Source organism: Streptomyces sp. NPDC059895, assembly GCF_042731035.1.
GTDB lineage: Bacteria > Actinomycetota > Actinomycetes > Streptomycetales > Streptomycetaceae > Streptomyces.
The window spans coordinates 1-25,741 of sequence record NZ_JBHWKO010000018.1; the positions used below are offsets into that span (position 1 = coordinate 1).

Here is a 25,741-nt window from a genome sequence, read left to right on the forward strand (position 1 = left end):
GGCTTCGGGGCGGCGGGCGCGGCCTGGGCCGGAGCGGCCGGAGCGGCCGGAGCGGCCGGAGCGGCCGGGGCAGCCGGAGCGGCGGGTGCCGCGGGTGGGGTGGTGGTCCCTGCGGCCCCCGCGGCCGCAGTACCCGCCGGAGCCGGAGCGCTGGCGGCCCCCGGCTTGTAGTCGGCGAAGAAGTCCCACCAGGCGCGGTCTACAGAATTCGGGTCCTGGAGGTACTGCTGATAGATCTCGTCGACGAGCCACTCGTTCGCGCCGAACGCGGCAGCGGGATTCTTGCCCGCTTGGTCTGCGTCGGTCGAGATGCTCGATGCGTTACTGGGGGACTGTGGCGACACGGCGGCAACCGCCCTCTTCCGCTTCACAAGGTGATGGACAGCGGGAATAAAGGCTACGCCTCCCAGCCCGCGAAGGTCAGGCCGGGCAGCTCCATCGTCGCGTATGTCACATCGACAAGGGTGTTTCGGGGCTGGAATTGGCGGGAAACAAGCGCGGTTGACTTCCAAAACGGGTGCGTCGATGCAGGTCGCGCACGCTGAGCGTGCGGACCGCGGCCGGCCTGGGCCGGTGCTGTGCCTGATCACACGTGTCCATCAGCCGTTCGTCGGCGCGGACGCTCGTGGATCTTGCGGCTCCGCTTCGCACTTTACGTCAACTTGGCACGGATGGCTCTCCCGGAAGGGTGACGAGAATCCGGCAACCCCGCTCGGATTCGGCCACTCCGATCCGGCCGCCGTGGAGATCGACCGCCCAGCGGGCGATCGCGAGTCCCAGCCCCGTGCCGCCGTCGCTGCCCGGACCGTGCGGCCGGCGGACGGCCCCCCGGTTGAACCGCTCGAAGACGCGGCGCCACTCCGAGCGCGGGATGCCGGGCCCCTCGTCCAGGACCTCCAGCTCCAGCGACTCCGGCAGCGGCCCGCGCCGCGCCTTCACCGTGACCCGGCCGTGCGGCGGACTGTGCTTGACCGCGTTGTCGATGAGGTTGGCGACGACCTGGTGGATGCGTTCGGGGTCCGCGTGCGCGGTCAGCTCCGGCGGCGAGACGTCCAGGTGCAGATGGACGTCGGTACGCGTATGACTGCCGCCCGAGCCCATGGTCGCGCGGGCGGAGGCCACCATGTTGGCCTCCTTGAGCACCCCCGACAGGTACGGCCACACCTCGAAACGCCGCTTGCGCAGCGGTACGACGCCGTTGTCCAGCCGGGACAGGTCCAGCAGCGTCTCCACCAGCCGGCCGAGCCGCTCCGTCTGTTTCAGGGCCGTGCGCATCGTCTCGGGGTCGGCCTCGGCGATGCCGTCGACCACGTTCTCCAGGACCGCGCGCAGACCCGCGATGGGGGTGCGCAGCTCGTGCGAGACGTTGGCCACCAGCTCCTTGCGCTGACGGTCCTGCGCCTCCAGCTCGTCGGCCATGACGTTGATCGTCTGGGCGAGGTCGCCCAGCTCGTCCCGGCGGTTCTCGCTCACCCGGCGGGTGTAGTCGCCGTGCGAGATGGACCGGGCGACCGTGTTCATCTCGTCCAGCGGCGCGGTGAGCGAGTGCGCCACGAACTGCGTGATGAGCAGGGTGGCGATCATCGAGAAGATGGTGATGAAGCGCAGTTCGGTCTCGGTGCGCAGGGCGATGAGCATCAGCCCGGTGGTGATCAGCACCGAGATGACGACCAGCGCCCCCAGCTTGGTGTTGATCGAGAACGGGCGTACGCCGCCCCAGGGCTCCCCGGGGCCTCTCGGTGCGTCCGGCCCGCCGCTCATGGCGTCGGCGTCTCCAGCGCGTACCCGACGCCGTGCACCGTGCGGATCCGCTCGGCGCCGATCTTCCGGCGCAGTGCCTTGATGTGGCTGTCGACGGTCCGGGTGCCGGAGGCGTCCGCCCAGTCCCACACCTCCGCCAGCAGCTGCTCACGCGAGAGCACCGCGCGCGGGGTGTTCGCCAGGCAGACCAGCAGGTCGAACTCGGTGGGCGTGAGGTGCACGTCCTCGCTGCGCACCCGCACCCGGCGCTGGGCGTGGTCGATCTCCAGCTCGCCGAGGCGCAGGATGCCGGAGCGTGGCGTGGCCGCCGCGAGCGCCGCGCGCTCCACGCGGCGCAGCAGCACGTGCACGCGCGCCGCGAGCTCCCGCATCGAGAACGGCTTGGTCATGTAGTCGTCGGCGCCCACGCCGAGCCCGACCAGCATGTCGGTCTCGTCGTCGCGCGCGGTGAGCATCAGCACCGGGACCGGGCGGGCGGCCTGCACGCGACGGCAGACCTCCAGGCCGTCGAAGCCGGGCAGCATGATGTCGAGGATCAGCAGATCGGGCTGCCAGGCCTCCGCCGTGTCGACGGCCGCCGGGCCGTCCCCCGCCGTTTGCACGAGGAATCCCTCGGCGCGCAGACGGGCCGCGATGGCGTCGACGATCGTCGGGTCGTCCTCGACCACCAGAACGCGGCGCTGTGCGCCCGGGGTCGCCGTCGTGCCGTTGTGCGAGGTGTGTGTCTGCTCCATCGCCCGCCCCTGAGGTGTGCTTTTCCGGGACCATGTGGGGTGATCCCTTGATTGCGCATGACTGCGGTTGACGCCTCAATGATCGACGTCAGGGCAGCAGCGTACGGGGAGTCACCGCGCCTTTGCTATCCGGGTACGACGGCGAGGTGCACGACGTCCGGCACTCCTCGGGCAACCGGGATCTCTTCGGTACGCACCCGCTGGAACCCGGCATTTCTCAAGGTTCCTTCGAATTCAGGCGACGGCTGCGCGGACCACACGGCCAGTACCCCGCCGGCCCTCAACACCCTTGCGCAGCCCGCGAGTCCGGCCTCCGAGTAGAGCCCGCCGTTGCCTTCCGTGACGGTCCAGTCGGGCCCGTTGTCGACGTCGAGGCAGAGTGCGTCGAACGTGGCGGAAGTCTCATTGACGTAGTCGAGCAGATCAGCTTCGACGATCGTCGTGCGCGGATCGGCGAGGGCGGCGCGGGAGATCGCGGCGAGCGGGCCGGCGAGATGCCAGTCGATGACGGAGCGTTCCCGCTCCACGACCGTGACGCGCCCCCAGCGGGGGTCGGCGGCGGCGTGCGCGAGCGAGAACCCGACGCCCAGGCCGCCGATCAGCACGTCGGGCGCGGGGCGCCCGTCCAGCGCGGTCAGGGCGGCGTCGACGAGCAGCCGCTCCGAGCGGCCGTCGGAGGTGTCCATCAGGAAGCAGCCGTTGGCGATGATCTGCAGCAACTCCCCGTGCCGGCGCAGCACGACCTCGCCGTACGGACCCTCACGACGGTCCAGGACTTCGGGCCGGCCGCCGGGTTGGGGGGACATGTCGCGGGAGAGGGGCATCGGCCCATCCTGGCACCGGAGGCGGGGGAGGGCGGGGAATTTCCCGGGGCCGGGCCGGGCCGGGCCGGGGCGGGGCGGGGCGGGGCGGTGGGCGGGGCGGGGCGGTGCCGGTTGCGGTCGTGGTGCCGGTCGTGGTGCCGGTTGCGTTCGTGGTGCCGGTTGCGGTCGCGGTGCCGGTCGTGGTGCCGGTCGCGGTGCCGGTTGCGGTTGTGGTGCCTGTTGTGGTCGCGGTGCCGGTCGTGGTGCCGGTCGCGGTGCCGGTTGCGGTTGTGGTGCCTGTTGTGGTCGCGGTCCGGGTCACGAGTCGCCGCCCCCGCCCGCGCCCAGGAACTTCGCGCTCGTCAGCGGTGCCACCACAGTCCAGCCCAGCGACTCGTACAGGGCACGCCCCGCCGGCGTCCCCACCAGGACGCCGGTCTCCGCGCCCTCGGCCGCCGCGGCGGCCGTCAGCGTCCGCATGACGACGCTGCCCAGGCCGCGGCGGCGGTGTCCGGGCGCGGTCTCGACATGGTCGACGACGGCGGTCGCGCCGGTCGGGGCCACCTGGCCCCGCGCGGCGAAGGAGCCGTCGGGCGCGGCGACCATCACGCGCGTGACGCCGCCGCGTGTCCACGCGCGCAGTCGGTAACCGTCGGGCGCCCCGCCCGGCCCCGCCCCCGCCTCCGCCGGTCCCGACCTCGGTTCCCCTTCCGTCGCCGTGCGCAGCGGCAGCGTCATCAGCCACCCCGGGTCCGGGTCCACCCACCAGTCGGAGCCCAGCCACCCCGCGGTCACCGCCGGGTCCTGGAAGACCTTGAGCCACACCCCGGCCCCGGTCACCCCGTCCGCGACCTTGCGGACCACGCCTTCCTCGACGTCGTCCCCGAGCCGGGCGAGGACGTGCCGCGACACGTGCGCCGCCTGCCCCACGTGGATGGTGAACCCCCAGGATTCCCGCACGGGCGGACAGGCTCCGCGCGACACGGCCCACCCGTCCACCCAGGCCCGCACGATCCCGTTCACACGACCTCCGTAATGGCCAGTGCCCGCATCCACCACTTACGCCGACGACTGTACGGTGCCCCGCGCCGGCCCCGGCAGTCGTGATCGCTCACAGCGAACGACCGTCCGGGAACATTCGAGGTCCCCCATGCATTGAGTCGGCATAACTCAACTTGACTGCCTAAGGGGAGATCATGGCTGCTGAGTCCGCAGCGTTCACACCGCTCACCCTGCCCGTGCTGCCGCTCGACGACGAGGTCGTGCTGCCCGGGATGGTGGTTCCGCTGGACCTCAACGACGCAGATGTGCGCGCCGCGGTGGAAGCGGCCCAGGCCGCCGCCCGCTCGGAGCCCGGCAAGCCCAGGGTGCTCCTGGTGCCGCGCATCGACGGCACCTACGCGAGCACCGGCGTGCTCGGCACGGTCGAGCAGGTCGGCCGGCTGGCCGACGGCGACCCGGGCGCGCTGATCCGCGGCCGAGGCCGCGTCCGGATCGGCGCCGGCACCACCGGCCCCGGCGCGGCCCTGTGGGTCGAGGGCACCCGGCTCGACGAGAAGGTGCCCGAGCCCCTGCCCGGCCAGGTCGCCGAACTGGTCAAGGAGTACAAGGCGCTGGCCACCGCCTGGCTGCGCAAGCGCGGCGCCTGGCAGGTCGTCGACCGCGTCCAGGCCATCGACGACGTCTCCGCGCTCGCCGACAACTCCGGCTACTCGCCCTTCCTGACCACGGAGCAGAAGGTCGAGCTCCTGGAGACGGCCGACCCGGTGGCCCGTCTGAAGCTCGCCACCCAGCAACTGCGCGACCACCTCGCCGAGCAGGACGTCGCCGAGACCATCGCCAAGGACGTCCAGGAGGGCGTCGACAAGCAGCAGCGCGAGTTCCTGCTGCGCCGTCAGCTGGAGGCCGTCCGCAAGGAACTGCGCGAGCTCAACGGCGAGAGCGAGGGCGAGGAGTCCGACGACTACCGCGCCCGCGTCGAGGCCGCCGACCTGCCGGAGAAGGTCCGCGAGGCCGCCCTCAAGGAGGTCGACAAGCTGGAGCGGGCGAGCGACCAGTCGCCCGAGGGCTCCTGGATCCGCACCTGGCTCGACACCGTCCTCGAACTGCCCTGGAACGAACGGACCGAGGACGCCTACGACATCCAGGGCGCCAAGGCGGTCCTCGACGCCGAGCACGCGGGCCTGGAGGACGTGAAGGAGCGGATCACCGAGTACCTGGCGGTGCGCAAGCGCCGCAGCGACCGGGGCCTGGGTGTGGTCGGCGGTCGGCGCGGAGGGGCCGTTCTGGCCCTGGTCGGCCCGCCCGGAGTCGGCAAGACCTCGCTGGGCGAGTCGGTCGCGCACGCCATGGGCCGCGCCTTCGTCCGCGTCGCCCTCGGCGGTGTCCGGGACGAGGCGGAGATCCGCGGTCACCGGCGCACCTATGTCGGTGCGCTGCCCGGACGGATCGTCCGCGCGATCAAGGAGGCCGGTTCGATGAACCCGGTCGTCCTGCTCGACGAGATCGACAAGGTCGGATCCGACTTCCGCGGCGACCCGGCGGCGGCCCTGCTGGAGGTCCTGGACCCGGCGCAGAACCACACCTTCCGCGACCACTACCTGGAGGTCGAGCTCGACCTGTCGGACGTCGTCTTCCTCGCCACCGCCAACGTCCTGGAGGCCATCCCCGAGGCCCTGCTCGACCGCATGGAGCTGGTCCGCCTCGACGGCTACACCGAGGACGAGAAGGTCGTCATCGCCCGTGACCACCTGCTCCCGCGCCAGCTGGAGCGGGCGGGCCTGGACAAGGACGAGGTGACCCTCGACGAGAGCGCCCTGCGCAAGCTGGCCGGCGAGTACACGCGCGAGGCCGGCGTGCGCACCCTGGAGCGGTCCGTCGCCCGGCTGCTGCGCAAGATCGCCGCGCAGCACGAACTGGGCCGGCGGAAGCTGCCGTTCACCGTCACCGAGGCGGACCTGCGCGGACTGATCGGCCGGCCGCACCACGTGCCCGAGTCCGCCCAGGACCCGGCCGAGCGGCGCACCGCGGTGCCCGGCGTGGCGACGGGCCTCGCGGTCACGGGCGCGGGCGGCGACGTGCTGTACGTCGAGGCGTCGCTGGCCGACCCGGAGACGGGTGCGGCGGGCCTGACCCTGACCGGTCAGCTGGGCGACGTGATGAAGGAGTCGGCGCAGATCGCGCTGAGCTTCCTGCGCAGCCACGGCGCCGAGCTCGAACTGCCGGTCGCCGACCTGAAGGACCGGGGCGTGCACATCCACTTCCCGGCGGGCGCGGTCCCCAAGGACGGCCCGAGCGCGGGCATCACGATGACGACGGCCCTCGCGTCCCTGCTGTCCGGGCGGCTGGTCCGTACGGACGTGGCGATGACCGGCGAGGTCTCGCTGACCGGCCGGGTCCTCCCGATCGGCGGCGTGAAGCAGAAGCTGCTCGCCGCGCACCGCGCCGGGGTGACCACCGTGATCATCCCCAAGCGCAACGAACCCGACCTGGACGACGTCCCGGCGGAGGTCCTGGACAAGCTGGACGTCCACGCCGTCACCGACGTCCGCCAGGTCCTGGAGCTGGCGCTGGCCCCCGCGACGAGCGGAGTGACGCCGGAGGTTCCGGTCGCGGCGTGACGGACGCGTCCGGAGAAGGAAGGCCCGGGTCCCGTGAGGGGTCCGGGCCTTCGCCCGCACGGGGTCACGGTGTCACCGGGCCACGGGATCACAGGGGCGATGGCGGCGGCGATGGCGGCGACGACGCCGCCCCGCCCGGCAGGGGCATGCCACGGCCCACGACCCACGGCCCACGGCCCGGCGCGCGGCTACGCACGTAGAATCGGCACGGAACCGGATCAGGAGCGCTGACGTGCACGAGGACGGAAACGGCGACGGACGCGGGGGCGCATCCGAGGTGTCGCGAAGAGGTGTGGACCAGGAGTTCCTGTCCCTGGAGCGGGAGCTGACGGTGCTGCTGCGCCGCGCCCGCGCCAACCAGGGCGAGATGGCCCGCGAGGTCCACCCGGACCTGGAGTCCGCGGCGTACGGCCTGCTCGTCCGGCTGGAGGAGTGCGGCCGGCAGCGGGCGACCGAACTCGCCGCCTACATCGGCGTCGGCAAGGCCACCATGTCCCGCCAGCTGCGCGCGCTGGAACAGCTCGGCCTGATCGCCCGCGCACCGGACCCGGCGGACGGGCGCGCCTGGCTGGTCGACCTGACCGAGGAGGGCCGCACCCGGGTCGGCCGGGTCCGCGAGGCCCGCCGCGCGCGGTACGTCAGCCAGCTCGCCCACTGGGACCGCGGGGAGGTGGCGGAGCTGGCGCGCCTGCTCCACGAGCTGAACCAGGGCATGGCCAAGCAGGCCTGAACCGGCGTCCGGCTGAGCAGGCTTGAACCGGTGTCCGGCTGAGCAGGCTTGAACCGGTGTCCGGCTGAGCAGGCTTGAACCGGTGTCCGGCTGAGCAGGCTTGAACCGGTGTCCGGCTGAGCAGGCCCGCCCCCCGGTGTGGCCCGAGCCCGCCCGAACCAGCGCGCGGCCCAGGCCCCGGCCACACCTCACAGCTCCACGAAGACCGCCGTCGCGTCGTCGTGCCGCTTGACGCGGCCCAGGAACTCCCGTTCGGTGTCCGCCCGCTCCAGCTCCCGCACCCGCTCGACCAGCGCGCGCGGACCGTCCTTGCGGACGTAGGCGAACAGGTCTGCCCAGTCGCCCTCCCGGAACGTGTCCACCCAGCGCGTCACCCCGTCCGTGAGGGCCGCCAGGGCGGCCACCCCGGAGCGCGGGACGGCGCCGGTGACCGCGCGGGCCGCCACCGCCGGGTCCGCGGCGGCGGTGAAGAAGCCGCCCTCCTTGTTGCGGACCCGCGTGTCGCAGATCTCCGCGCTCGCCAGCAGCGCCGGCGGGACGAGCGTCAGGCGGTCGTCCAGGACGGGGGTGACCGTGCCGTCGGGGGAGGCCAGCAGGAGGGCCGAGTCGGACAGGACCAGGTACTCCACCGAATCCGGGGACCAGCGGGCGAGAACCACCGTCGCCTGGGGCGTGCGCGGGTGAGAAAGGTCACAGGTGACGGCGTGGGCGTCGGCGGTACGCGCCAGGGCGAGGGAGAGCGCCTCGGCCAGCGGAACATCCGGGAGTGAAACGGTCAGTTCGGTCAGGGCGCCGCCCAGGCGTGCCGTGTACCAGGGGACCGAATGGAGACAGCCCGTGCCGCTCCGGGGCGGCGTCACGCCGTCCAGCAGGACGAGCGAACCGCCCTGACCGGAGGCGGGAAGTCCGACACTCGCGAAGTCCTCGTTGGGGTAGGCCCGATCGCCGGGCTCCGACACAAGTTCCGTACGCATACCGCCAGTCTGCACGACCCCTTCACACCCTTCGCGAAAGGCGGCCAACACTCCCCGGGCGGGCGCACCGTCGCAGGTCAGGCGCCTGTTTTGGGAGGGAATAACGCACTCCGGGAAGGCGTGGCGGCGAATATTGCCAAAGCCCGCCGTCCACGTCCAACCGGCGCCCCGCGCAAGGGCCTCGCACGCGCCGGAGGAACTTGCCCCTCAACTCCCCTCCGATGTTCACTCCTTCGGGTGGCGGGGCAGTCGATGCGCGACCCCTGCCCACCGGCACTGGGAGGGTCGGGGACCGTACCGGACGTACGCACCCGTCGACGGAGCGTCATCCGGCCCATGGGTAACACGAGTCAGGAATGCGAGCACCGGTGCAGAAGACGCGGCCTCGGCGCACAGGCAGCAAGACGGCCTCCGAGGGGGGCGCGGAGCGCACCCCTGTCGGCAAGGGCCGCCCGACCCACGTACGCAACCGGCTGATCGTCGCGGTGGCCGTGGTGGCCGCCGCCATCGCGGGCGCCGGAGCACCCTCCGTCCTCGACGCCTCCGGGCAGTTGAAGGACGCGCAGGACCTGGTGACCCTCGCCGAGCGGACCCAGGACGCGCTGGTCCTCGCGCAGTCGATCGCCGACGAGCGGGACGAGGTCACCGCCTACGTCGCGGCCGGGCGCACCAAGTCCTCGGCGCCCTCGACGCAGAGCAGCACCCGCGTGGACCGGCAGGTGCGGGAGCTGACCGCCGACACCGACACGCCCGCCGGGCTCCGCGAGGAGCTCGACGGCCTCGCCTCCGTCCGGCAGACGGCCCTCACCGGCAAGAGCACGGCGCTCGAGGCACACCAGGCGTACTCCGCCGCCATCACCGCGCTGCACGGCCTCGCCGAGCGGCTCGCGGAGCAGATGCCGCCCCGCGCGGGCTCCGGCGCCCACGCCCTCGCCGACCTCGACACCGCCGTCCAGCAGGCCGACGCGGCCCGCGGACTGCTGCTCGCCGCGCTGAACGTGCCGACGTCCACCGAGAGCGTCTACGACCCCGTCACCGGCCTGTCGTCCACCGAGACGGTCTCCTCCGACGGCGACGCCAAGCGGCGGGACGCCCTCACGGCCGCCGCCCAGCAGGCCCGACTGCGCTCCGACGCGGCCCTGACCGCCTTCCGGGAGAACGCCCCGCAGCAGGCCGTCGACGCCTACGACTCCACCGTCACCGGCGGTGACGTGGAGGCCGCCGAGAAGTACCTGGCGGCCCTCACCGACCAGCCGGAACTCGGCGACGACGAGCTCGACACCAGCGTCAAGAAGCTGGACGCCGCGCTCTCCGCCCGGGTCGACCTGATGCGCGGCGCCGAGTCCTCCCTCTACGACCGCCGGACCAAGGACCTCGCCCAGCTGCGCGACGACGACGTCACCGCGCTGGAGATCCGCATCGCCCTGCTCGGCGTCCTGATACTGGTCGCCATAGGCGTCGCCACCGCCATGGCCCGCAGCCTCACCCGCCCGCTGGCCGTGCTGCGCCTCGGTTCGAAGCGGCTGGCCGAGGCGGAGAACCCGGCGGCCGAGGAGCCACTGCGGTTCACCGGCCGCAACGACGAGTTCGCCCAGGTCGTCCGCTCCGTCAACGCCCTGCACGAGCACGCCGTGGCCCTCCACGAGCGCGTCACCACCCTGGAGTCCGACCGCAAGCACCTGGTCGGTCAGCGCCAGAAGATGGCCGACGCCCGCGAGGGACTGCGCGCCGAACTCGCCGACGCCGCCGCCCGACTGGAGCGGCTGCGCTCCAGCATCAGCGGCACCTTCGTCAACCTCTCCCTGCGCACCCTCGGCCTGGTCGAACGCCAGCTCGCCGTCATCGAGGGCCTGGAGGAGCGCGAGCAGGACCCCGACCGCCTGGCCACGCTGTTCAAGCTCGACCACTTCGCCACGGTCATGCGCCGGCACAGCGAGAACCTGCTGGTGCTGGCGGGCACCGAGCACGTCCAGCAGCACGCCGGCCCGATCCCGCTGGTGGACGTGGTCCGCGCCGCGGTCAGCGAGATCGAACGCTACGAACGCGTCCGCATCTCCGCGCTCCCGCCGCACGCGCACGTGGCCGGCTTCGCCGCCGACGACCTCAGCCACCTGCTGGCCGAACTCATGGAGAACGCCACCTCGTTCACCCCGCCGGACCTGCCCGTCGAGGTCTCCGGCTGGCTCCTGGAGAGCGGCGAGGTCATGCTCTCCGTCCAGGACGAGGGCATCGGCATGACCGAGGAGCGCCTGACCCGCCTCAACAGCCGCCTCACCGAGTTCGACCCGGAGACCCCCTACGACCAGGAGGGCGAGGAGGGCCTCGGCCTCGGCCTCTACGTCGTGGCCCGCCTCGCCCACCGGCACGGGGTGCGGGTGCAGCTGCGCGAGCAGAAGCAGGGCGGTGTCGCCGCGGTCGTCGTCGTCCCGACGACCCTGCTGGCCACCGCCCCGGCCGCCGCGGTCCCGGCGTCCTCCGCCGGCCAGACGTTCTCCCTCCCCGGCGCGGACGCCGAGGCCAACTCCAACGTCCTCCCGGGCCGCTCCAAGGAGACCGGCGACAGCGGCGACCCCCTGGTCGCCCTGGCCGAGAAGGCGGTCCGCGAGGCCGGGTCGCCCACCGGCGACCAGGCCCCGGGCCGGCCCCCGGCCGCCGAGCCGCCCACCGGCGACCAGGCCCCGGCACAGCCCCCGGCGCAGTCCCCGGCCGAGTCCCGCACCGATGCGCGGACCGTCCCGGAGCCGCACTCCCGGGCCGAGACCACGATGGAACTCCTGCTGCCGGACCCGCCCGGGGAAGCGGACGGCACGCAGGAGGAACAGGGCCCCGCCGCACCGGCCACCCCGCGATCCGGGGCCGCCGACGGGGAGGAGGCCCTCCAGGGAGCACCCGCCACCGGCCAGGACACCTCACCAGGTGCACCCGCCGCGGGCCGGCCCGCCCCCGGCGACAGCGGCGACAGCGGCGGCCACGGCGGCCGCGCGGACGGCGCGGACGCGAACAGGCCCGACGGGGGTGAGGCCGAGGCGGAGCACACCCGCACCCCCGACGCCCCGGAGGAGCCCGTCACCGACAAGGGCCTGCCCAAGCGCACTCCCAGGATCACCGCACCCACCACGGCCCCACGCCAGCGGACCGGCTCCGTCGACGCCGACGCCCTCCGCCGCCGGCTGGGCGGCTTCCGTCGGGGGGCGGAGGCCGGCTACCGAGACGTCGAGGCGGAGATCGCCGAACAGACGGTGCAGAACGCGGCACCGTCACCCCAAGCAGCACACGCACACGCCGAAGAAGACACGGGGGGCACAGTCGAGGAGGCAAGCAGTTGACCGCGCCCAGTACCTTCGGACTGAGCAGTGAGGCCCGTAACCTGCACTGGCTGTTGACCAACCTCGTGGAGGAAGTGCCAGGGATCCAGTCCGTCGCGGTCGTCTCCTCCGACGGCCTGCTCCTGCTCTCCTCGGACCCGGGACGCAACGACGCGGCCCGTCAGGTGCAGGAGGCGAAACCCGCCGGCCCGCGCGGCTCCTCCGCCGACCTCGCCACCATCGTCTCCGGCATCGGCAGCCTCACCATCGGGGCCGCCAAGCTCATGGAGTCCGGCTCGGTGAAGCACACCATGGTCGCCATGGAGGAGGGCAGCCTCTTCGTGATGTCGATCAGCGACGGCTCGCTGCTCGGCGTCCACGGCTCGGCAGACTGCGACATGAGCGTGGTGGCGTACCACATGGCCCTCTTCGTGGGCCGCGCCGGCCATGTGCTGACCCCGGAGCTCCGCAGCGAGCTACGGCAGTCACTGGAGACCGCGGCGGCGGGGAGCACCCGATGAGCAGCTCTCCGAGGAAGGCCGGGCCGCTCCCGGTCCGCGGCGGCGACCGCAAGCCCGCCCGGGTACGCCCCTACTCGCTCACCGGCGGCCGTACCCGCTTCGGCCACGTCCTCCTCGTCGAGACGTTCGTGGCGACCACGGCCGAACTCGAGGCGCCCGAGGAGCGCAGGGAGCTGACGAATGGTTCCCTCACCACCCGGGTGATGCCGGAGCTGCGGGCCATCGTCGAACTGTGCCGCCGTATGCGTACGGTGGCGGAGATCGCCGCGCTGCTGAAGATGCCGCTCGGCGTGGTCCGCGTGCTCCTCAGCGATCTCGCGGACCAGGGAAAGATACGTGTGTACGGCACCGGGACCGGTCACGGTACGGGCCGTCCCGACCGCGCTCTGCTGGAAAGGGTGCTGAGTGGACTCCGTCGTCTCTGACGCCGCTCGTGGCGTCTCCCCGTTCGTCGAGCCCGTACCCGACGAGACGTTGCAGCCCTGGCAGACGGACCGCACCCGGGCCCCCATCGCCACGAAGATCGTGGTGGCCGGCGGCTTCGGTGCCGGTAAGACCACCCTGGTCGGCACCGTCTCGGAGATCGAGCCCCTCCAGACGGAGGCGCTGATGACCGAGGCCAGCGAGGCCACCGACGACCTCACCGGTACCCCGGAGAAGGTCACCACCACGGTGGCCATGGACTACGGCCGCATCACGCTCGACGACGACCTGGTGCTGTACCTCTTCGGCACGCCGGGCCAGCAGCGGTTCTGGTTCATGTGGGACGACCTGGTGCGCGGTGCGATCGGCGCCGTCGTCCTCGCCGACACCCGCAGGCTGAAGGACTGCTTCCCGGCCCTCGACTACTTCGAGAGCTGCGGACTGCCGTACGTCGTCGCCGTCAACCACTTCGACGACAGCGAGCTGTTCGAACCGGAGGACGTGCGAGAGGCGTTGACGATTCCCGCGCACATACCTGTAATGATCATGGATGCGCGGCGCCGGATCTCGGTGATCGAGACCCTCCTGGCCCTGGTGGGCCACGCGCTGGACGAAACCCCCGAGCAGTCCCCTTAGGAGCCACCCCCGCATGCGGAAGATACTCGTCGTCGGAGCCGGCCAGTCCGGACTCCAGCTCGCTCTCGGCCTCCAGTCGCACGGGTACGAGGTCACCCTGATGTCGAACCGGACGGCGGACGAGATCCGTTCCGGCCGGGTCATGTCGACGCAGTGCATGTTCCACACCGCCCTCCAGCACGAGCGCGACCTCCAGCTGAACTTCTGGGAGTCCCAGGCCCCGAAGATCGGCGGACTCGGCGTCTCGGTGGCGGCCCCCGGTTCGCACGACCCGGGCCCCGCGCAGCGCGCCATCGACTGGGTGGGCCGGCTCGACGGGTTCGCCCAGTCGGTGGACCAGCGGGTGAAGATGGCCGGCTGGATGGAGACCTTCGCCCAGCGCGGCGGCCGGCTGGTGATCCACGGCGCGGCCGTCTCCGACCTCGACTACTTCTCCCGTGCCTACGACCTCGTCCTGGTCTCCGCCGGCAAGGGCGAGCTCGTGCAGATGTTCGGCCGGGACGCGGAGCGGTCCCCCTACAGCGAGCCGCAGCGCGCCCTGGCCGTCGCCTACGTGCACGGACTGGGCCCGCGCCCGGAGCACCCCGACCTGGAGGCGGTCCGCTGCAACCTGGTGCCGGGTGTCGGCGAGCTGTTCGTCATGCCGACGTTCACCACCTCCGGCCGCGCCGACATCCTGTTCTGGGAGGGCATACCCGGCGGCCCGCTCGACGCCTTCGGCGGCGTGAAGGACCCGGCGGAGCACCTCGCTCTGACCCTGGACCTCATGAAGCGGTTCGTCCCCTGGGAGTACGCGCGGGCCACCGAGGTGGAGCTGACCGACGCCGGCGGCACGCTGGCCGGCCGCTACGCGCCCACCGTCCGCAACCCGGTCGGCCGCCTCCCCGGCGGTGGCCTGGTCCTCGGCGTCGCCGACGTGGTCGTCGCCAACGACCCGATCACCGGGCAGGGCTCCAACTCGGCGTCCAAGTGCGCGGCCGCCTATCTCGCCTCGATCCTCGAGCGGGGCGAGAAGGAGTTCGACGAGGAGTGGATGCGGGCGACGTTCGACCGGTACTGGGACACCGCCCGGCACGTCACCAAGTGGACCAACGCGATGCTGGCCCCGCCGCCGGAGCACATCATCAACCTGCTGGGCGCGGCCGGGCAGCTCCAGCCCGTGGCAAATCGTTTCGCCAACGCGTTCAACGACCCCGCGGACTTCGAGGACTTCTTCTACGACCCGAAGAAGACCGAGAACTACCTGATGGAGGTCTCCGGCGCCGCAGGCGCGTGAGCCCCCCTCGGCCGGACCTCCCCGCCCGTCCACCGGGACGTCCCACCCGCCACCTCGACCGACGCCGACCGGACCGGTCGGCCACTGTCCCGGGGCGGCCTCCGCCCCCGGCCGGCCGCCGTCTCCGTTCGGCCGCTGTCCAGGGTCGGCCGCCGTCGCCGGACGGCGCCTCCGCCCCGGGCCGGCCGCCGTCTCCGGTGGGCCGCTGTCCCGGGTCGGCCTTGTGCCGTTCGGCTGCCGCCCCCGGGCCGGCGCGCTGAGCCCCCGCCGCCAGGGCGGCGGAGCGCTCCGCCGCCGCCAAAGCCACCGACCCGCGGCCGTCGGGTCACAGGATCTCCGGCCCCGGTCGGCCGTCGGGTGGCACGGCTGCCGCCCCCGGTCGGCCGCCGGGCCGTACGCCTCCGGTCTCAGGTCGGCCGTCGGGTGGCACGGCTGCCGCCTCCGGTCGGCTGCCGGGCCGTACGCCCCCCCGTCTCCGGTCGGCCGCCGGGTGGCGCGGTTGCCGTCTCCGGCGGGGCGTCGGGCGGGACGGTCCCCGTCCCCGGCGGGCTGTCGGGTTGTTCGACACCCGTCCCCGTCCCCGTCCCCGTCCCCGTCCCCGTCCCCGTCCCCGTCCCCGTCCCCGTCCCCGTTCCCGTTCCCGTCCCCGTTCCCGTTCCCGTCCCCGTTCCCGTCCCCGTTCCCGTCCCCGTTCCCGTCCCCGCTCCCGGTCCCGCCCGGCCGTCGGGTCGTACGGCTCCCAGGACCGGGTTGGCGGCGATCGGTGAGACCTTGACGCGGTCGCCGGGGCGCGGGGCCTGGACCACGCGGCCCTTGCCCAGGTACATCGCCACGTGTGTGGCCTCGGGGAAGTAGATCACCAGGTCGCCGGGGCGCAGCTCGTCCAGCGGGACCCTGGGCAGCCGGGCCCACTGCTCCTGGCTGGTGCGGGGGATCGGTGCCCCGGCGGCCCGCCACGCCTCGGACGTCAGGCCCGAGCAGTCGTACGACGCCGGCCCCTCCGCGCCCCACTCGTACGGCTTGCCGACCTGCCGCACGGCGTAGCGCACCGCGCGGCCGCCCTCCTCGGAGGGGTTGCGGTCGTCGCTCAGCGCGCCCGACGCCATGAGCGTCTTCTGGGCCTTGGCGACGCCGTCGCGCTCCAGTTCGGCGAGGGCGGTGAGCTGGCCCGCGGTGAGGGAGGCGAGCAGCTCCTCCACGGCGTGCAGGCGGCGGCGCACGTCGTCGCGTTCCTTCTTCCTGCGTTCGGTGAGGGTGAGCTGGGCGTCGAGGGCCGCGCGCGCCCGGCGGGCCAGTCCGTCGGCCTTGCGTTCGCTGCCCTCCAGCCGCCCCACCGTCTCGGCCCGCTCCCGCGCCAACTGGCCGATCACATGCCCCTGGTCGAGGGCGTGCTGCGGATCGCGGGCCAGCAGCAACCGTACGTAGGGGGAGATGTCGGTGGTGTTCTGGTACTGCTGCCGGGCCAGGCGTCCGGCGGCGCCCCGGCTCTCCAGCAGCGTCAGACGGGTCCTCGCCAGTGCGTCGCGGAGCCGGTCGGCCTCGGCGCGCCGCTCCTTCAGTTTCTCCTCGGTGGCGTTGTAGGCCTCGGTGGCCTGCTCGGCCTCCCGGTACAGCCGCTGAAGGTCCGTCAGCAGACCGGCCACCGACCGTTCGGCGGGCTCCGGGGGCTGAGGAACCTGAGGAACGGCCGTGGCGGCCTCGGGGGTCAGCAGGGTCTGCGCGGCCAGTGCCGCCGTGCAGACCGTAGCCGCCAGTCGAGGCATCCTTCCTGACACGTCATCACCTCCGCCGCGGGGCGGCCCCTCCACCCCGCAGGGCGAGCATCAGGGGTGCGCGGGCGGGTCGCGTGGCAGGGCTGCGCGGTTCGGCCCAACGGGTTCACCCGTCGGCGTCACCCGGCTTGCGGTCCGGGGCGGTGCCGGGCTTCGACCACGGCCACCTCGGCCGGCCGGCCGCCGGCCCCTCGGGGTCGTACTCGTACTTCCAGCCGCGCGGCAGCCCGAGCCGGCCGCCGTGCCCGCGGGGCACCCGCCGGTAGACGAGGACGGTCGGCGGACCGCCCGCCGCGTCGGGGACGGGGATGCGGTACGTCTTCGGCGGCTGCCCGGTGGGACCCAGGAGCACGGGGAGGACGCGGCCGTCCATGGGCCCGCCCTCGAAGGGGGTGTCTTCGCTCTTCACGGCACCAGTGTCGATCAGGCCCCCGCCGCGAGCACACCGTGCACCACGTCGGCGGTCTGCGCGTCCCGGGACGCGGTCACCGTCAGGACGGCCACGAACTGCTCCACCAGCCAGTCCCGCAGCTCCTCCGCGGGCGGCTGCTTGTCCTCGTCGAGCCAGATGAGCGAGGCCGCCTCGACGGCGGTGATCCACATCCGGACGGTCATCCGCAGGCGGGGGCCGGGGGCTGCCACCCCGAGGTGGCTGTAGATGTGCTCGGCCGCGGCCCGTCGCACGCCGTCCACCAGGGCGGTCGTACGGGAGGTCTCGACGACGCTGCCGCCCTGGAGGAGGGCGCTGAACCCGGCGTCGTGCTGGTCGACGAAGGCGAGATAGCGGTCCAGGGCGCGGGCGAGGCGGGGGAGGAGGGGGCCGTCCTGGGGTTCGTCGAAGCAGTGCTGGAGCACTTCGGCGGCGGACCGCAGCGCGGCCTCGTACAGCTGCTGCTTGCCGCCGGGGAAGTACCGGTACACCAGGGGCCGGGACACTCCGGCCGCCTCCGCCACGTCGTCCAGCGAGACGTCCTCGGGGGCGCGGTGCGCGAAGAGGGAGAGCGCGGCGTCGAGCAGCTGACTGCGGCGCTCCTCGACGCTGAGCCTGCGATAGGCGGGGGCGGCGGGGGTCATGACGTGCAGCGTAATCGCCCGCCCCCGCCGGGCGCCCGGCCAGGTGGCCATGACGGCGAGGTCAGGCCAGTAGCCCCGACGACCTCCACAGCCGCCGTCCCACGCCCCGCAGCACGCCGATGTCGTCCAGGAAGTCGGTCAGCTTCCTCGCCCCGTTCTGCATCACCTCGCGCCGGTGGCCGCTGGCCTTGACCTGGGCCATCGCCTCCCGCTTGTCCAGGCCGACGTTGGTGTAGACCTCGGGGTTGACGAAGGCGACGGAGAACACGCGGGCGAACTCCCCGGAGGTCACGCGCGTGAACTCCTGGGACCACCTGGGCGCGGTCATCATCTGGCGGCGCAGCTCCTCGCGGGCGTACCGCACGTGCCGGGCCTCCTCCACCACGTGGATGCGGGTGACACCCCGGATCAGGGTCTGGACCCGCTCGTCGGGGAAGGTCAGCCGCTGCATCCAGTCGAGGACCTCCTCACCGAGCAGGGTCGCGGTGAACGACCCGGGCGTGGTGGAGATCGTCTTGAACAGGCGGCCGAGGTTCTGGTGGACGCGGCTCACCGGGTACCAGGGGGTGCCGCCCTGCGCGATCAGCCGGGCGAACATCTTCGAGTGCCGGCACTCGTCCTCGATCTCGGTGAGCGCGTACCGCACGTGCGCGCTCGTGGCCGACTTGTCGTAGATGTGCCGGCACAGCAGCTGCATCAGGATGATCTCGAACCAGATGCCGAGCGAGGCGAGCGCGGCCGCCTCGTGCTGGGAGAGCAGGATGCGCTGCTCCTCGCTCATCCGTTTCCACAGGGGCGTGTCGTACAGCGACACCAGCTCCGGCGGCCAGAACCACTTGCCCTCCTCGAAGGGCGCGTCCCAGTCCAGCTCCGTGTCCGGGTCGAACGAGTGCCTGGCGGAGGAGGCGAGGAGCCGCTCGGCCACCTGCTCCCGGTCCTTGAGCAGCCCGAGCGCATCGCGCAGCCCGTCGAGCGCGTCGGCTTCCGTGAGGGTCGTCATGGCTCTTATGAGACTGCTTGTCAGCAAGGCCGTCAATCCCTTGCGCACGACTAGTTGACTCGGCGTCTACCCCGTTCGAACGCGCGGCAACGGACGGCGCATCCCGCGCCGGCCGCTCGTCGACCAAGTGGCCGATGGTCACTCGATCGAGCGTCGGTTCGGCGTTCTCCCTGGGTAGGCTGGTCATGTCTGCCACGCTCCGCCCCATGGGAGTGATCATGAGTGCCGCACGCGAGTACGGGCTGGACGAGGACTACGAGTGGGCCCGTCCGCCGGCCGACGGCTGGACGGCGGACGACCTCGACCGGCTCCCTAACCTGCCTCCGCACACGGAGCTGATCGACGGGAGCCTGGTTTTCGTGAGTCCGCAGACCCGCTTCCACTCGCGCACGCTGCGCCTGCTGGAGAACGCGTTGCTGGACCAGGCGCCGGACGGGCTGGACGCGATCCGGGAGATGACGGTCAGGCTCGACAGGACGAACCGGCCCGAGCCGGATGTCCTGGTGTACCGGGCCGACGGCGACGCCGACGCCGGTCCCGGACAGACCTGGTTCCGCCCCGAGGACGTCGTCCTCGCCGTCGAAGTCGTCTCGGCGGACTCGGTGGAGCGGGACCGTGAGGCCAAGCCCCGCAAGTACGCCGCGGCGGGCATCCGGCACTACTGGCGAGTCGAGGAGGAGAAGGGCCTGCCCGTCGTGTACGTCTACGAGCTCGACCCCGCTACCCGGGCGTACGTCCCCAACGGGGTCCACCGCGACCGCCTCAAACTGACGGTCCCGTACGACATCGACATCGACCTGACGGCGATCGCCCCGCGAGGCCGATGACCGCCGGGTGGGCGCCGGTGCAGGCACCGCTGAGCGGCACCGGCACCGATGGGCCGCCTAGACCGAGCAGCCCAGCCCCTCCGGCACCTCGAACGCGACCGGCCGCGCCCCCTGGGCCGGGAACGACGTGCGCAGGGTGAAGGCGTACGGCGTCGGGCCGCGCGCGCAGGTGCAGCAGGCGGGCCTCCGCGACCGTCGGGCGGTGGCCGGCCGGGACCCACCACAGGGTCGTCATCGCCTCCTGCACCCGCTCGAACCTCCCCCACTGCCTCAAGGGCGTGGGGGGACCCCCACCCGCCGCCGCGACAGCATCTCGCGGTGACGGCCCTGGCACATGTAGGCGGTCAGGGCGTCGGCGTCCCGCCACACCGACATGTCGACGATCAGCCAGTCGTCGCCGAAGACCGCGATGTCGGTCGCGTTGCCCTCGTCCGACTGGAGCCGCCACACGAAGCCGTCCGCCGCGTCCGCGTCGGCGTCGACGGGGTCGAGGGCGTCGACGAAGTCCTTCAGTTCGGGGGAGTTCAGCGGGAACTCGAGGCGGGCGAGGTTGACTTGGGCGAGCTCGAAAGCGGTGGCCTCGGTCATGACCGAACGGTAGGACGCGCCTGTCCGGTCCGGACCCCCCCGTCTCACGAGGTGAGCACCGCCTCCATCACCGCCCGCGCGATCGGCGCCGCCAGCCCGCCCCCGGTGATGTCCCGCCGGTTCGCCGCCGAGTCCTCCACCACCACCGCGACCGCCACCTTCGGCTCCAGGTCCCGGTGGCCCTGCGCCCAGGACACGAACCAGGCGTACGGCGTGCCCGCGTTGCCGATGCCGTGCTGCGCGGTCCCGGTCTTGCCGCCGACGGTCGCGCCGGGGATCGCGGCGTTCGTGCCGGTGCCCTCCCGCACCACGTCCGTCATCAGCTGCCGCAGCCGCCGCGCGGTCGACGGGTACATCACCTGCCGGGCCGGGCGCGAGCCGGCCGTGGCGACCGTCGTCCCGCCCTGCCGGGTGGTGCGTTCCACCAGGTACGGCGTGCGCAGCTGCCCCCCGTTGGCGACGGCCGCCGCGACCAGCGCCATCTGGAGGGGAGTGGCCCGCGTGTTGTACTGCCCGATCGAGGACAGCGCCAGCTGCGCCCGGTCCACCGAGGTGTCGAAGGTGCTCGGCGCCACGGAGAACGGGATGCGCACTCCCCCGGAGGAGGTACTCCCGGGCGCGTCGAACCCGAACGCCTCCGCCGTGGCCGCCATGTCCGCCACCCCCACATCCACCCCCAGCTTCGCGAACACCGTGTTGCACGACCACATGAACGCGTCCCGCAGCGAGGCGTCCTCGCACCCTCTGGACGCGTTCGCCAGCCGGGTCGTCGTCCCGGGCAGGGTGTAGGGGTCGGGGGAGTCGGTCGGCGCGTCGAGGTCCCGGACCACGCCCGCGTCCAGCGCCGCCGCCGCGGTCACCACCTTGAACGTCGACCCCGGCGGATAGGTCTGCCGCACCGCCCGGTTCAGCATCGGCCGGTCCGGGTCGGCGTTCAGCCGCGTCCACTCCCGTTCCACCGCGGGCCCGTTGCCCGACAGCACGGCCGGGTCGTACGACGGCGCCGAGAACAGCGCGAGGATCCGTCCCGTCGCCGGCTCCACCGCCGCCACCGCGCCCTTGCGCCCGGCCAGCCCCTGGTACGCCGCCCGCTGAGCCCCCGCGTTCAGGGTCGTCACGACGTTCCCGCCGGCGGGCCGCGACCGGGTGACGTCGTTCCACAGCGGGAACGCCCGCAGCAGCGGGTCCGCGCCGGACAGGACGCCGTCCTCGGTGTGCTCCAGGAACGTCGTCCCGTACACCTGCGAGGCGAACCCGGTCACAGGCGCCCATAACGGCCCGTTCGTGTACGTCCGTTCGTACCGCAACTGCTCCCCGGTGTCCCGGGAGCCGGTGACCGGCTCGCCGGCGACCAGGATGTCGCCGCGGGGCTGGCCGTAACGGGCGATGGAGGAACGCCGGTTGGCCGGGTTGTCGTCGTAGGAGGTGGACCGGACGACCTGGACGCGGGCCGCGTTGACGAGGAGGGCCACCAGGAGCAGGACGCAGAAGACGGCGGCGTGCCGGATGTGGCGGCTCACGGTGCCGCCTGCCCGTCGTACTGCCGCCGTGCCGAGTCGCTGATCCTGATCAGCAGCGCCACGATCGCCCAGTTGGTGACGACCGACGAGCCGCCCTGGGCCAGGAACGGCATCGCCATGCCTGTCAGCGGGATCAGCCCGGTCACCCCGCCCGCGATCACGAAGACCTGGAGCGCCACGATCGAGGCGAGGCCGATCGCGAGGAGCCGGCCGAAGGGGTCGCGCAGGGCGAGGCCGGCCCGGTAGCCGCGCTCCACCAGCAGGCCGTACAGGAGGAACAGGGCGGAGAGGCCGGCCAGGCCCAGTTCCTCGCCGGCCGTCGCCAGGATGAAGTCCGACTTCGTGGCGAATCCGATCAGGACGGAGTGGCCGAGGCCCAGGCCGGTGCCGAGCATGCCGCCGGCCGCGAAGGAGAAGAGCGACTGGGCGAGCTGGTTGGGGCCCTGGCCGGCCTCGATCGACGCGAACGGGTGCAGCCAGTCCTCGACCCGGCTGTGCACGTGCGGCTCCAGCCAGCCGACGGCGACCGCGCCGAGCGAGGCCAGCAGCAGCCCGACCGTGATCCAGCCGGTGCGGCCGGTGGCGACGTAGAGCATGACGACGAACAGGCCGAAGAAGAGCAGCGAGGTGCCGAGGTCGCGTTCGAGGACCAGGACGGCGACGCTGAGCAGCCAGATCGCGACGATCGGACCGAGGACGCGGCCGGTGGGCAGCTGCATCCACCAGATCGTGCGGCCCGCGTACGCCAGCGCCGTGCGGTTGGCCGCCAGGTACGCGGCGAAGAACACGGCGAGCAGCACCTTCGCGAACTCGCCCGGCTGGATGGAGAAGCCCGCGACGCGGATCCAGATGCGGGCGCCGTTGACCGCCGGGAAGAGGATCGGCAGCGCCAGCAGCCCGAGCGCGGCGACCACGCTCACGTACGCGTACCGCTGGAGCAGCCGGTGGTCGCGCAGCGCGGCCACCACGAAGGCGAACAGGGACACGCCCAGCGCGGACCAGACCAGCTGGGTGGGCGCCGCCCGGTCGTCGGGGGTCTCCAGGTCCAGCCGGTAGATCAGCACCAGGCCGATCCCGTTGAGCAGTACCGCGATGGGGAGCAGGAGGGGGTCGGCGTACGGGGCGCGCAGCCGTACCGCCAGGTGCGCCAGGAGCGCGAGCACGCCGAGTCCGGCGCCGTAGCCGGCGGCGCCGGGCGGGACGGTGCCGTTCCGGGCGATGCCGACGGCGCAGTATCCGTACACCGACAGCAGGACGGCCAGGAGGATGAGGGAGAGTTCGATGCCGCGGCGCCGGGGGAGGCGTGCGGCGGGTGCCGGCGTCTCGATCGCCCTGGCGATGGCTTCGGCTCCGGCTCGCGTCATGTCCGGAACCTACCCAAATGAGGCTCCTTGTGAGCCGTGGCGTGAACTGTGGTGGGGGCTGTGGTGTGAGCCGTGGTGGGTGCTCCGGTGTGACACCCGGCTCCCGGGTGTCGGGGTGTGGGCGGGCATGGCCGGGCGGGTGCGGGCGGCGGAGCCCGGGCGAATGCGGGCGGCGGAGCCCGGGCGCATGGTCACCTCCACGCGGGCGCACACAGGACGGACGAATCTGACTGTTCGCCACATTAGGTGCGATGCGTGCGGGGTGCCCGTCGCACTGGGCCATCGGGGGACGGGCGGGGAGAAACGATTACTCGGCCAGCTCCTCCAGCAGCCGGGCCGTCGGCAGGCCCGCCCTCAGGTAGGCGACGAACAGCTCGTTGTGCAGGGCCCAGGGCGAGCGCCGCGACCGGATCAGGCGGATCGCCTCCTCCGTCGAGAGGCCCCGGCGGACCAGCGTGTGGGCGACGACCAGCCCCGAGCGGTTGTAGCCGTGCCAGCAGCGGACCAGGACCGTGCGCCCCTCGTCGAGCGCCTCGCTCGCCGCCTGCGCCAGCCGTATCACGCCCGCGAGCTGGGTGCCGTCCAGCGGCCCGTCGGGGATCGGCCACACCTGGTGCCGGACACCCCGGTCGGGCCCGTGCCCCGGCACCCGCAACAGGGTCTGGACGAGATCGAACTCGTCCCGGACGACGGCGAACTCCCGCTGCCCGGTGCCGCCGCGGAACTCATGGCCGCCCATCCACAGACCGGGCGTGATCTCGTTCCACGGAGCGTCCGGAGCCGGTACGTCGGGTTGCTTCCCGCGGGTCCGCAACGGCGCCTCCCCCCATCACGTCCCTGAGGCATGCCCAGCTCCTCCCCCGGGCAACCGCCTTCTTGCCCCTGGAGCGCCCCACCTGTTCCCATGGTCATAGGGGTGATGGTGCATGACCGGACTGCGCGTCGTACCGACCTGGCGCCACGGCCAGGAACGGCTCTACGTCTGCCTGACCGACGGCCGGAACATCGCCTGGTACGACCGGGAGGCCGGCCGGGTCAACGTCCTCGCCGACGACCGCAGGGCCGACGTCCTGGAGGCCCTCGGCCCCTTTCTGACCGGCCCGGTCACCGTCGGACCGCCCCCGGTGCCCACCCCCGCGGAGCTGGCCCGCCTCGCCCTCCACCCGGACGACGATCTGGCCCCCAACCGTCCCGGTGAGGCCCTGCTGGTCGCCCTGGAGCGCGACCCCGGACCCACACACCGGCTGCGCCCCGACCCGCGCCGCCGCGCGCTCGCGGCCGAGCAGGCCGTCGGCGAGGTCCTGGACCGGCTCGACGGCGCGGGCTGGCACACCCTGCACTCCGTCCCGCTGCCCGGCGGCGACCGCATCCACCACCTGGCCATCGGCCCCGGCGGCCTGTTCGCCGTCCACGCGCTGTACGCCCGCCGGCAGCGGGTCCTGGTCGCCGACCCGGAGGTCGCCCTGGGCCGCCACGACCCGTACCCCCTGCTGCGCCGCGTCCGCGCCGACGCGGACCGTGCCTCATACGCCCTGACCGCCGAGGTCCGCCCGGTCCTCGCCCTGGTGGCCCCGGCGGAGGTCCGGATCACCGTGCCGCCGCGCGAGGTCCGCGTCCTGCGGGACACGGAGCTGGCCGCGCTGGCCCGCGCGGGCGGCGTGCTGAAGCCGGCCGACGTGGAGGCTCTGCACGCCATGGCCCGGGACCGCGGGACATGGAGCTCCGCCGGCTGACGGGGGCGCCCGGACCCGTCGCCGGAGCGATGGGCGGCCCTTGCGGAAGTGTCGGAGTGGCGATGGGCGGTCTCGCCGGAGCAGGCAGGGGTCCCGGAGCAGGCAGGGGTCCCGGAGCAGGCAGGGGCCCGGAGCAGGCAGGGGCCGCTGAGCGGAGCGCTCAGGTCACCTCGCCGGCGGCCTCGTCGTCGAACAGCTGGTCGAGCAGATCCCCGTGGTCACGGACGCGCGCGATCACGTCCTGCGCGCGGAACGCCAACTGCTCCGGCGCCCCGCACTCCTCGACCTCCTCCCAGGTGACGGGCGCGGACACGGTGGGCTCCGGCCGGGCCCGCAGGGTGTAGGGCGTGGCGGTGGTCTTGCGCGCCGCGTTCTGGCTCCAGTCGACGAAGACCTTGGCCGGGCGGAGGCTGCGCGTCATCCGGTGGACGACCAGGCGGGGCATGGCCCGCTCCGCCTCCACCGCGAGCCGTTTGGCGTAGTCCGTGACCCGTTCGGAGGACGCCCCGCGCACCGCCGCCAGCAGGTGCAGCCCCTTCGCCCCGGACGTCTTGGCGTACGCGGTGATCCCGTCCGCCGCCAGCCGCTCCCGCAGCCACAGCGCGACCTCGCAGCACTCGACGACGGTCGCGGGTGGGCCGGGGTCGAGGTCGAGGACGAGCCGGTCGGCCTCCTCGGCGTTCTGGATCACCCACTGGGGCGTATGGAACTCGGTGACCAGGTTCGCCGCCCACATCAGGCTGGCCAGGTCCTGCACGAGCACCATCCGGGAGGGCCCCTCCGCCCGCGGCACCTCGGCGGTGGTGACCCACCGGGGCGTGCCGGGCGGCACGTTCTTGGCGAAGAAGAGCTGTCCGTCCGGTCCGTCCGGGTAGCGCAGGAAGGACAGCGGACGGTCCCGCAGATGGGGCAGCAGGGCGTCGGCGACCGTCGCGTAGTAGTGCAGCGTCTCGCCCTTGGTGAAGCCGGTCGCCGGATACAGCACCTTCTCCAGGTTGCTCAGCGCGAGCCGCCGCCCCTCCACCTCGGTAATCGGCGTCATACGATGAGAATCACACGAATCGCCGGAAATGTTCTGTT

Annotated in this window: 23 protein-coding genes and 1 pseudogene; 9 read left to right on the plus strand and 15 right to left on the minus strand. The window is 73.0% G+C overall.

The window, feature by feature from the left end:
* The 5 genes from ACFV9M_RS21365 to ACFV9M_RS21385 all read right to left on the minus strand — a co-directional run.
* Positions 1-344 (minus strand): hypothetical protein (locus ACFV9M_RS21365; protein ID WP_385102507.1); only part of this gene is annotated, 344 nt, incomplete at its 3' end.
* A gap of 313 nt (positions 345-657) precedes the next feature.
* Positions 658-1,761 carry a sensor histidine kinase gene (locus tag ACFV9M_RS21370; RefSeq protein ID WP_385061772.1) on the minus strand — a complete coding sequence of 368 codons (1,104 nt, stop codon included), beginning with the start codon at positions 1,759-1,761 and terminating at the stop codon, positions 658-660.
* Complete coding sequence (locus ACFV9M_RS21375) at positions 1,758-2,495, minus strand: response regulator transcription factor (protein WP_058923261.1); 738 nt, start codon at positions 2,493-2,495, stop codon at positions 1,758-1,760. The genes ACFV9M_RS21370 and ACFV9M_RS21375 overlap by 4 nt, the downstream gene beginning before the upstream one ends.
* A gap of 125 nt (positions 2,496-2,620) precedes the next feature.
* Positions 2,621-3,319 (minus strand): spermidine synthase, encoded by a 699-nt coding sequence (locus ACFV9M_RS21380; RefSeq protein ID WP_385061770.1) that lies wholly within the window; start codon positions 3,317-3,319, stop codon positions 2,621-2,623.
* Between the two features lie 297 nt (positions 3,320-3,616).
* Positions 3,617-4,321 (minus strand): GNAT family N-acetyltransferase, encoded by a 705-nt coding sequence (locus tag ACFV9M_RS21385; protein WP_385061768.1) that lies wholly within the window; start codon positions 4,319-4,321, stop codon positions 3,617-3,619.
* A gap of 173 nt (positions 4,322-4,494) precedes the next feature.
* Between ACFV9M_RS21385 and lon the strand changes: the two genes are divergently transcribed.
* Together lon and ACFV9M_RS21395 are read left to right on the plus strand one after the other, a co-directional pair.
* Entirely contained in the window at positions 4,495-6,918 is a 2,424-nt protein-coding gene (gene lon / locus ACFV9M_RS21390) for an endopeptidase La (protein ID WP_385061766.1), read from the plus strand.
* Between the two features lie 232 nt (positions 6,919-7,150).
* A complete protein-coding gene (locus tag ACFV9M_RS21395) occupies positions 7,151-7,648 on the plus strand; it encodes a MarR family winged helix-turn-helix transcriptional regulator (protein ID WP_385061764.1) in 498 nt (165 codons plus the stop codon).
* A gap of 188 nt (positions 7,649-7,836) precedes the next feature.
* Here the strand turns inward: ACFV9M_RS21395 and ACFV9M_RS21400 are convergent, their stop codons facing one another.
* Positions 7,837-8,622, minus strand: coding sequence for a hypothetical protein (locus ACFV9M_RS21400; protein WP_385061763.1), 786 nt, complete (start codon positions 8,620-8,622; stop codon positions 7,837-7,839).
* Between the two features lie 368 nt (positions 8,623-8,990).
* Here ACFV9M_RS21400 and ACFV9M_RS21405 point away from each other — a divergent pair, with 368 nt between their 5' ends.
* From ACFV9M_RS21405 to ACFV9M_RS21425, 5 genes are read left to right on the plus strand one after another with little or no spacing between them, the layout of a single operon-like run.
* Positions 8,991-11,948, plus strand: a complete 2,958-nt coding sequence (locus ACFV9M_RS21405; protein WP_385061761.1) for a nitrate- and nitrite sensing domain-containing protein — start codon at positions 8,991-8,993, stop codon at positions 11,946-11,948.
* Positions 11,945-12,448: a roadblock/LC7 domain-containing protein gene (locus ACFV9M_RS21410; RefSeq protein WP_385061760.1), complete on the plus strand. Its 504-nt coding sequence runs from the start codon at positions 11,945-11,947 to the stop codon at positions 12,446-12,448. The genes ACFV9M_RS21405 and ACFV9M_RS21410 overlap by 4 nt, the downstream gene beginning before the upstream one ends.
* Positions 12,445-12,873 (plus strand): DUF742 domain-containing protein, encoded by a 429-nt coding sequence (locus ACFV9M_RS21415; RefSeq protein ID WP_385061758.1) that lies wholly within the window; start codon positions 12,445-12,447, stop codon positions 12,871-12,873. Before ACFV9M_RS21410 ends, ACFV9M_RS21415 begins: the two co-directional genes overlap by 4 nt.
* The gene (locus ACFV9M_RS21420) at positions 12,854-13,507 is read left to right on the plus strand and encodes an ATP/GTP-binding protein (RefSeq protein ID WP_385061756.1); all 654 of its coding nucleotides are present in this window, start codon (positions 12,854-12,856) and stop codon (positions 13,505-13,507) included. Before ACFV9M_RS21415 ends, ACFV9M_RS21420 begins: the two co-directional genes overlap by 20 nt.
* 13 nt (positions 13,508-13,520) lie before the next feature.
* The gene (locus ACFV9M_RS21425) at positions 13,521-14,783 is read left to right on the plus strand and encodes a styrene monooxygenase/indole monooxygenase family protein (protein WP_385061754.1); all 1,263 of its coding nucleotides are present in this window, start codon (positions 13,521-13,523) and stop codon (positions 14,781-14,783) included.
* Positions 14,784-15,190: 407 nt separating this feature from the next.
* Here the strand turns inward: ACFV9M_RS21425 and ACFV9M_RS21430 are convergent, their stop codons facing one another.
* The 4 genes from ACFV9M_RS21430 to ACFV9M_RS21445 all read right to left on the minus strand — a co-directional run bounded on the left by ACFV9M_RS21430 (position 15,191) and on the right by ACFV9M_RS21445 (position 18,629).
* Positions 15,191-16,558 (minus strand): NlpC/P60 family protein, encoded by a 1,368-nt coding sequence (locus tag ACFV9M_RS21430; RefSeq protein ID WP_385061752.1) that lies wholly within the window; start codon positions 16,556-16,558, stop codon positions 15,191-15,193.
* A 103-nt stretch (positions 16,559-16,661) separates the two neighbouring features.
* A complete protein-coding gene (locus ACFV9M_RS21435; protein ID WP_385061750.1) occupies positions 16,662-16,964 on the minus strand; it encodes a hypothetical protein in 303 nt (100 codons plus the stop codon).
* A gap of 14 nt (positions 16,965-16,978) precedes the next feature.
* Complete coding sequence (locus ACFV9M_RS21440) at positions 16,979-17,629, minus strand: TetR/AcrR family transcriptional regulator (RefSeq protein WP_385061748.1); 651 nt, start codon at positions 17,627-17,629, stop codon at positions 16,979-16,981.
* Between the two features lie 61 nt (positions 17,630-17,690).
* Positions 17,691-18,629, minus strand: a complete 939-nt coding sequence (locus ACFV9M_RS21445; RefSeq protein ID WP_385061746.1) for a diiron oxygenase — start codon at positions 18,627-18,629, stop codon at positions 17,691-17,693.
* Positions 18,630-18,847: 218 nt separating this feature from the next.
* On the opposite strand from ACFV9M_RS21445, the gene ACFV9M_RS21450 reads away from it, so the two are divergent.
* Entirely contained in the window at positions 18,848-19,456 is a 609-nt protein-coding gene (locus ACFV9M_RS21450) for a Uma2 family endonuclease (RefSeq protein WP_385061744.1), read from the plus strand.
* Between the two features lie 57 nt (positions 19,457-19,513).
* Here ACFV9M_RS21450 and ACFV9M_RS21455 read toward each other — a convergent pair.
* The 4 genes and pseudogenes from ACFV9M_RS21455 to ACFV9M_RS21470 form a co-directional block, all read right to left on the minus strand.
* Positions 19,514-20,044: pseudogene (locus ACFV9M_RS21455) on the minus strand (DUF3291 domain-containing protein).
* Between the two features lie 44 nt (positions 20,045-20,088).
* Positions 20,089-21,564, minus strand: a complete 1,476-nt coding sequence (locus tag ACFV9M_RS21460) for a peptidoglycan D,D-transpeptidase FtsI family protein (RefSeq protein WP_385061742.1) — start codon at positions 21,562-21,564, stop codon at positions 20,089-20,091.
* Entirely contained in the window at positions 21,561-22,928 is a 1,368-nt protein-coding gene (locus ACFV9M_RS21465; protein ID WP_385061740.1) for an FtsW/RodA/SpoVE family cell cycle protein, read from the minus strand. The genes ACFV9M_RS21460 and ACFV9M_RS21465 overlap by 4 nt, the downstream gene beginning before the upstream one ends.
* A gap of 307 nt (positions 22,929-23,235) precedes the next feature.
* Entirely contained in the window at positions 23,236-23,742 is a 507-nt protein-coding gene (locus ACFV9M_RS21470) for a dual specificity protein phosphatase family protein (protein ID WP_385061738.1), read from the minus strand.
* 112 nt (positions 23,743-23,854) lie between these two features.
* Between ACFV9M_RS21470 and ACFV9M_RS21475 the strand changes: the two genes are divergently transcribed.
* The gene (locus ACFV9M_RS21475; RefSeq protein WP_385061736.1) at positions 23,855-24,661 is read left to right on the plus strand and encodes a nuclease-related domain-containing protein; all 807 of its coding nucleotides are present in this window, start codon (positions 23,855-23,857) and stop codon (positions 24,659-24,661) included.
* Positions 24,662-24,821: 160 nt separating this feature from the next.
* Here ACFV9M_RS21475 and ligD read toward each other — a convergent pair whose 3' ends face one another.
* Positions 24,822-25,703 carry a non-homologous end-joining DNA ligase gene (gene ligD, locus ACFV9M_RS21480; RefSeq protein WP_385061734.1) on the minus strand — a complete coding sequence of 294 codons (882 nt, stop codon included), beginning with the start codon at positions 25,701-25,703 and terminating at the stop codon, positions 24,822-24,824.
* Positions 25,704-25,741 lie beyond the last annotated feature (38 nt).